Origin of the sequence: Streptomyces lushanensis, from assembly GCF_001700515.1 — a bacterium.
Lineage (GTDB): Bacteria > Actinomycetota > Actinomycetes > Streptomycetales > Streptomycetaceae > Streptomyces > Streptomyces lushanensis.
This window is the reverse complement of sequence record NZ_MAUD01000559.1, coordinates 1-6,461: the sequence shown is the minus strand read 5'-3', so window position 1 is coordinate 6,461 and position 6,461 is coordinate 1. Positions and strand designations below refer to the sequence as shown.

6 protein-coding genes are annotated in these 6,461 nt (G+C 69.7%); 3 read left to right on the top strand and 3 right to left on the bottom strand.

Translation table 11 applies throughout. The features are described 5' to 3' along the window. On the bottom strand, window positions 1–1,107 hold a 1,107-nt coding region (locus BFF77_RS31215; protein WP_141698586.1), incomplete at its 3' end, for a PAS domain-containing protein. A 211-nt stretch (window positions 1,108–1,318) separates the two neighbouring features. Here BFF77_RS31215 and BFF77_RS31210 point away from each other — a divergent pair. Further along, complete coding sequence (locus BFF77_RS31210; protein ID WP_066956792.1) at window positions 1,319–3,106, top strand: ABC transporter ATP-binding protein; 1,788 nt, start codon at window positions 1,319–1,321, stop codon at window positions 3,104–3,106. Between the two features lie 146 nt (window positions 3,107–3,252). Continuing rightward, entirely contained in the window at window positions 3,253–3,537 is a 285-nt protein-coding gene (locus tag BFF77_RS31205; protein ID WP_066956789.1) for a chaplin, read from the top strand. A gap of 151 nt (window positions 3,538–3,688) precedes the next feature. Here BFF77_RS31205 and BFF77_RS31200 read toward each other — a convergent pair whose 3' ends face one another. Beyond that, window positions 3,689–4,552 (bottom strand): tyrosinase family protein, encoded by an 864-nt coding sequence (locus BFF77_RS31200; protein ID WP_066956786.1) that lies wholly within the window; start codon window positions 4,550–4,552, stop codon window positions 3,689–3,691. A gap of 21 nt (window positions 4,553–4,573) precedes the next feature. Further along, a complete protein-coding gene (locus tag BFF77_RS31195; protein ID WP_066956783.1) occupies window positions 4,574–5,086 on the bottom strand; it encodes a tyrosinase family oxidase copper chaperone in 513 nt (170 codons plus the stop codon). 337 nt (window positions 5,087–5,423) lie between these two features. Between BFF77_RS31195 and BFF77_RS31190 the strand changes: the two genes are divergently transcribed. Then, window positions 5,424–6,419 (top strand): YihY/virulence factor BrkB family protein, encoded by a 996-nt coding sequence (locus tag BFF77_RS31190; RefSeq protein ID WP_245703940.1) that lies wholly within the window; start codon window positions 5,424–5,426, stop codon window positions 6,417–6,419. Window positions 6,420–6,461 lie beyond the last annotated feature (42 nt).

Sequence of the window (6,461 nt, the reverse complement as noted above, 5' to 3'; positions counted from 1 at the left end):
CCCGACCCGGCCGCCGGGCAGCGGAAGCACGTCGTACCAGTCACCGCCGACGCTCCGGCCGAGACGGGCCGAGCGGTAGCGGACGGCGGTCCGCGCGCCGGGGATGTCGGGGATATGGCGCGGGAGCATCGCCTGCTGGAGGTCCTCGGCGAGATCGTGCTCGTGTTCGTAGAGCATGGCGCGTTGCAGGCTCTGGGCGATTCCGCTGCTGAGGGCGACCAGCAGATTGCGCTCCTCGTCGCTGAAGGCGCCGTGCCGTGGGTAGAGCAGACCGAGGGCACCGATCGGCCGGGCCTGCGCGATCAGCGGCAGATAGGCGCCGGAGCCGACCGAGAGCGGTTCGAGATGCGGCCACAGGAGCGGATAGGCGGAGCGGAACTCCTCGCGTGAGGTGATGAAGCGGGGCCGCTGGGTGCGTACCACCTCACTCATCGGGAACTGGTCGTCGATCCTGGTGTGGAGCAGCTCCGGTACGTAGGAACCGAGCCGTCCCTCGGCGACCAGCCGGATCCGGCCGCCCTCGATCACGCCCAGCATCACGCTGACGGCCCGGAGATGCTCCAGCGTCTCGCCGTCCTTCAGGACGGCGATGACATCGTCCGTCGAGGAGGCGCGGGCCAGCAGTTCGGTGGTCCGCCCGACCACTCCGGTCAGTCTGCGCCGGCCCTCGTCCGCATCGCTCCTGAGGGCGGCCTCGGCCAGCTCCTGCTCGGCGGACCGTACGATGCCGATGATTCTGGGGGGCCGTCCCGACTCGCGCCGGATGTGCGCCTGGGTGCGGGTCCAGTGCAGCGTTCCGTCACGGTGCCTGATCCGGAAGTACGCGCCGTAGGAGGCCAGACCCTCCTTGAGTGCCCGCGCGATCAGGCTCTTCAGCCGCGCGGCCTCGTCGCTCGGCACCAGGGCGAGAAGCATGTCCGGATCACCGTCGAACTCCTCGCGCCGCAGGCCGAAGATGTCGAGGGCGGGCCCGTCCAGATGCACCAGCCCGCTGTCGAGATTCCAGTCGAAGCCGCCCATGCGGTTCAGCGCGAGGCTCAGATCCGGACGGGCGGGCCAGTCGTCCGGCAGTGACACGGCAGCCGGAGGTCGACCCCGATCAGCCATGGAGCCACCATCTCACCGATGGGGCCGTCGCACGCCCCGGGAAAGCCCTGACGGGTGGTCGGCACGTGTTCCGGAGGCCGGGCCGCTCCCGGGGCGCGTACCGGAAAGCGCCCCGGAAAGCGCTTCCGAACCGTGGGCCGGTCGGAGGAGACTGCGTGTCTGCACGCCGAGGTCTAATATGATCATCATTCGAAAGAGGACCTTGCTCTCCATGCAGAATCCCGAATCAACCCCGCGTTCCAGCCCGCTGGACCACCACTACTCGGGGGAGCATCCGCTCCGCACGCTCGCCTACCTCTTCCGCCCCGACCGCCGCAGGCTTCTGCTCGCCGTCGTGGTCTTCGCCGTCAAGCACATCCCCGTCTGGATGCTGCCCCTGATCACGGCCAACATCATCGATGTGGTCGTGGACCACAGGCCCGTCTCCCATCTCTGGCTCAACACGGGCGCCGTGGTGCTGGTCCTCGTGCTCAACTTCCCGCTGCACCTGCTGTACGCGCGTCTGATGAGCGCCAGCATCCGCCGGATGGGGCGTGAGCTGCGCTCGGCGCTCTGCCGCCGGATGCAGTATCTGTCGATCGGCTACCACGCCCGGGTCAGCGCGGGGGTGCTCCAGACCAAGGTCGTACGGGACGTCGAGTCGGTGGAGACGATGACCCAGCAGAGCGCCGACATGGGGCTCGGCGCCATCATGACGCTGCTGGGCGGACTGGCGGTGATCGGGTTCCGTACCCCGGTCGTCCTGCCGGTCTTCCTGGTCGTCGTCCCGCTCGCGGCGCTGCTGGTACGCCGGCTGCGCTCCCGGATACAGAGCAGCAACGAGGAGTTCCGGCTGGAGGTCGAGCGGCTCTCGTCGCGGGTCGGCGAGATGACCACGCTCATACCGATCACCCGCGCGCACGGTCTGGAGCGCGCGGCACTGCACCGTGTCGACAACACCCTGGAGCGGGTACTCACCGCCGGCTTCCGGCTCGATGTGCTCAACGGCCGCTTCGGATCGCTCTCCTGGATTCTGCTCAACACCATGGCGGTCGGCTGTCTCTCCGGCTCGGCGCTCGTGGCGTACTACGGCTGGATGGGGCTCTCTGCCGGCGATGTGGTGATGATCAGCACCTTCTTCACCGCGCTGACCGCCTCCCTGACGACACTGATGAATCTGACGCCGATCATCTCCAAGGGACTGGAGTCGGTACGTTCGGTCGGTGAGGTCCTCCAGGCGCCCGACCTGGAGAGCAACGAGGGCAAGGCGCTTGTCGAGCGGGTCGGGGGACGGATCGACTTCCAGGGAACGGGCTTCCGCTATCCCGACGCGACGGAGCACTCCGTCCACGGATTCGATCTGTCGGTACAGCCCGGCGAGACCATCGCGCTGGTGGGGGTCTCGGGCGCGGGCAAGTCCACGATCCTCAATCTGCTGATCGGCTTCATCCGGCCCACGGAGGGCCGGATCCTGCTCGACGGTACGGACATGGCGTCCCTGGACCTGCGCACCTACCGGCGCTTCCTCTCCGTCGTACCGCAGGAGTCGATCCTGTTCGAGGGGACCATCCGGGAGAACGTCACCTACGGTCTGGAGGGCGGCGCGGACGACGACGCGCTGCGCAAGGCGCTGCTGGCCGCCCACGCGATGGAGTTCGTCGAGCGGCTGCCCGAAGGTCTCGACACGGTGGTGGGACAGCGCGGCGCCCGGCTGTCCGGTGGTCAGAAGCAGCGGCTCGCGATCGCCAGGGCACTGATCAGGGATCCGCGTGTGCTGGTGCTGGACGAGGCGACCTCGGCGCTCGACAACCGCTCGGAGGGACTGATCCAGGACGCGCTGACGCATCTCGTCCGGGGCAGAACCGTCTTCGTGGTCGCGCACCGGCTCTCCACCATCAGGAACGCGGACCGCATCATCGTGATGGACCGCGGCAGGATCGTGGAGGTGGGCAGCCACCATGAGCTGCTGGCGCGGGGCGGGGAGTACGCCACCACACTCCAGTCCCGCCGCTCCGGCTGACTCCGGGTCAGCCGCGTCCGCGCGCGGGCCGGAAGATGCGGCACCGAATGGCTGGTTGTCCGTTACCGAGCGTGAGTCACGGCGTTGAAGTGCGTGAAGGCCGCACATCGTGCGGCTGCGCTCCCAAACGTCCAAGGAGAGACTTGATGTCGCGTATCGCGAAGGCAACCGCTGTTCTCGTCGGCACGGGCGCCGTGCTGGCCACTGGTGCCGGTGTGGCCGCTGCCGATGCCGAAGCCGGGGCGGCGGCGATCGGCTCGCCCGGTGTTCTGTCCGGCAACGTCATCCAGGTGCCTCTGCACATCCCGGTCAACGTCTGTGGCAACACCATCGACCTGGTCGGTCTGCTCAACCCGGCGTTCGGCAACCAGTGCGCCAACATCTCGGGCATGCAGAGCAAGACCCATGGCCATGGTGGCTACGGCGGCTGATCAACGGTAAGGGTGCACGGATCCGGTGCCGTGCGGGACCGGTGAGTGACGGCCTCCCGCGTTCGCGCGGGGGGCCGTCACGTCCGCCGGGCGGAACCGCGGGGACGGTACGCGGCAGCCGCTGGGACAGCTCGCCGAGGGGCGGGCGTCGTCACTGTTCGTAGCGGTACAGGTCCCGGTGGTCGAGGAGTTCGGACGTCCTGACGTCCCACGGCGGCATGGGCTCCTCCAGGCTGATGACGCGTCCGCTCTGCGGATCGTCGGGACGCAGCCGCGCCCTCGGCAGATAGCCCGCCTTCGGATGGCGCCGCTGCCAGCGGTCCCAGAGCAGATCGACGAAGGAGTGGTGGAGCCAGAAGACCGGATCGTTCGGGGAGGAGGCACCGAGCATATGCCCGCCGACCCAGCGGTGGACGCGATTGTGGTTGCGCGAGCGTTCGACGCCGCCGGGCAGCCAGCCCTCCAGCCGGTTGCGGAACCCGGAAGAGGCGGTGGAGTCCCAGGGCTCCACGTCGTACACCGGCTCATTCATCGCCCAGGCCAGTTCGTCGTGGCTGGGCAGCGAGATCGGCGCCGACGGCCGGCCCAGATTGCGCATGAGGTACTTCCGGTCCGTCACTGCGTTCGTGATCGTCCACTGTCCGCTCTCGTACGCGAACGGACCGGTCATGACCTGGTGGTCGCGGGGGCGGCCGTTGCCGCCGAGGAAGTCCTCGGACCAGAGCCCGGCGTCGGGTGTGTTGTCGGTCGTCCAGTCCCAGTACGGCACGGTCACCTTCGGGTCGACCCGCTGGAGCGCGTGCTCGAACTCCAGCAGGAAGCGGCGGTGCCAGGGGAAGAAGGAGGGTGTCATGTGCGCGGCGCGCAGTCCGTCCTCCCCGTCGGTGACGTAGAACTCGATGTGCTGCCGTACGAACTCGTCGTACTCCCCGTTGCGTTTCAGCTCCAGCACGGCGCCGACGAAGCCCCTGCGCTCCGCGCTGGTCAGATTCCTCTGGTTCTTTCTCGTGTACACCGGTGGCGGCCCTTCCGGGGTTCAGATGTGGTGGATCGGTCCGGAGATCGAGAGTTCCGCGCCGGCGAGGTCCTCGACGGCCGCGCGGGCCGCGGCCAGCGGGGTCGGGAAGGACTCGTAGTGGTTGACGGCGCTCAGATAGCTGCCGTCCGCGCGCCTCATCAGCTGGAGCGGCCGGCCGTCGATGCGGATGTCGAGCGTGGACGCGGGAGGGAGCGGCGAGAGGGCCGAGAGGGCCAGGAACCTCGCGCCGGGCAGTGTGTACGCGCTGCCCGTGGCACCGATCCGGATGTGCCGTCCTCGGTACACCTCGTCGACCGCCTCTGCCCCGCCGGGCGCGTCCGCCCCCTTGTCCGCTCCTGCGGGCTCCCGGCGGTCCGCCCTGAAGACGGGCGTCAGCGCCGCCGACGTACCGGCGACCATGCCGAGGCCGAAGAGCGCGCGCAGGACATGGCGCCGGGCGCGGGGGCGGCCGGACGGCGGGGTGGTCGTCGTCGCTCCGGGCCGGCGTCCGGGGACGGGTCTCGGCTCCATCTGGGTTCCGTCTGGCACAAGGGACCTCCGCTCGTCGGTGTCGGGACGGTCGTTCCGGGTACGCGGGCGTGCGAGGACCGGCCGCCGCCCCGACCGGCACAACGAGACGGTGGGCAAACAGTTATCCGGCGGGCGAACGCTCCTGGTCGGCAGGGCGGCGATGCGGTGCGAAGGCCGGCGGAGGGATGAGGCAGGGTAAGGGTTGTCCCGTAGGCCGGGACCGGAAGATCACCGGCAGCACAGCAGCGACGACGCGGGAGGCAGCTTGTCCGCCGAGGAATCCGGGCACCGGGGCCGTTCAGGGGACGGCGAGGGGGAGCCTGTGGAGCGGAAGGCCGTGAACGCGCCGGCCCCCGGTCCCGCGGTACCGGTACCTGACGACCCCTCATCTGCCGGGGCGGGACGGATCCCCGGAGCGCTGCGCCGTACTCCGCTCGCCCTGTGGCGGGACGACGCCACCGACCGGGCCGCCGCCCTGACGTACTACGCCGTTCTGGCGATCTTCCCGGCGCTGCTGGTCACCGTCTGCTCCATCGGTCTCGCCGGTCCCGGTGCGAGCGGACAGCTCGCGGGTCAGATCACGGTCCTCGTTCCCGCGCAGTCCCGGGTGCTGGTCCACAGCGCCCTGGAGGAGATGGCACGACAGCGCTCCGCGGCCTGGGTGCTGGCGTCCTTCGGCACCGTCGGCGCGGTGTGGTCGGCCTCCAGCTATCTCGGCGTGTTCCGCCGGGCCCTGCACACCATGTACGGGACCGTCGACCGCAGACCGCCGTGGCGTACGGCGCCGCGGATCGCGATCACCGCCTTCGCCCTGCTGGCGCTGCTGGTGACCAGTGCCTTCACGCTCGTGCTGACCGGTGAGGTCGCGGCCTCGCTGGGGCGCGTTCTGGGGATGGACTCGACGGTGAGCCTGGTGTGGAACGCGCTGAAGTGGCCGCTGCTGCTGACGCTGGCGGCGGTTCTGGTGCTGGTGGTGTTCCGTACCGGTCCGCCCGGCAGGCGCGGGCTGCGCCACGCGCTGCCCGGTGGTGTCCTCGCGGTCGCGCTCTGGCTGCTGACGTCGGCCGGTTTCGCGCTCTACACGGCACATGCGGGGACGTACAACCGGCTGTACGGATCGCTCGCCGGGATCATCGTCTTCCTCGTGTGGCTCTGGGTCACCAATCTCTCCCTGCTGGCCGGTGCGCAGTTCAACGCCGAACTGGTCAGGGAGGAGGGGCCCGGACGGCACGAAGGCCGGAGCGGCGACCCGGAGGTCGTCGGACCGGCCTTCGCACTCGCACCCGTCGGCCCGAAGGCCACGGGCGCGGAGACCGAACAGCCTCAGCAGTAGAGGTTGTTGCCCGGAGCGACACCCAGGATCTGGGTGAAGCGC